General features: G+C 40.4%; 1 protein-coding gene. It reads left to right on the top strand.

Going from position 1 to position 492, the window contains the following annotated elements; all coding sequences use genetic code 11:
* Nucleotides 1–111: 111 nt before the first annotated feature.
* A partial coding sequence (locus tag ACTND6_RS11140; protein WP_441024338.1) for a hypothetical protein occupies nucleotides 112–492 on the top strand: 381 nt, incomplete at its 3' end.

The following is a 492-nucleotide window of genomic DNA, read 5'->3' as shown; positions in this document are numbered from 1 at the left end:
TGTATTAAGGCAACTTCCTAATACTCTTGTTTTTATTACCAATAACAAGTATATCTCGGATGATCCTCGCTGCTACAAGTTATTGGGAGGTCATTTCATATTGTCTATTATGTGCGTCATCATAAGAACCTTCCTGCGGATGTGAGACGTTCTCTCATCCAGAAGATGGATAACCTGGAGCATATGATACGCACAGCAGATGCACCGTATCGCAAGAAGCGTGCCTACTACAATATGCTGAATCATGAAATCAAACAGGATGTAAAAGCATATATGTCATGTATCACACATGATATTTTGACTGTGCTTGAATTGCTGGATATCAGAGAATTTGAAAAGTCTCACAGACTGAATGGTGATCTGTCTACATTTGCCCGTGGAAGACTGCAGCAGAAGCTCATGTCTGAACTCAACTGGTATGGATATGACTATGTACAAATACCGCCAGATTTTAGAAGTCAGACATGCCCAATCTGCAGCTATCGTAATGCA

Origin of the sequence: Bulleidia sp. HCP3S3_C9 (assembly GCF_052064035.1) — a bacterium.
In the GTDB taxonomy this organism is placed as follows: domain Bacteria; phylum Bacillota_I; class Bacilli_A; order Erysipelotrichales; family Erysipelotrichaceae; genus Bulleidia.
This window is presented reverse-complemented; position numbering and strand designations above follow the sequence as displayed.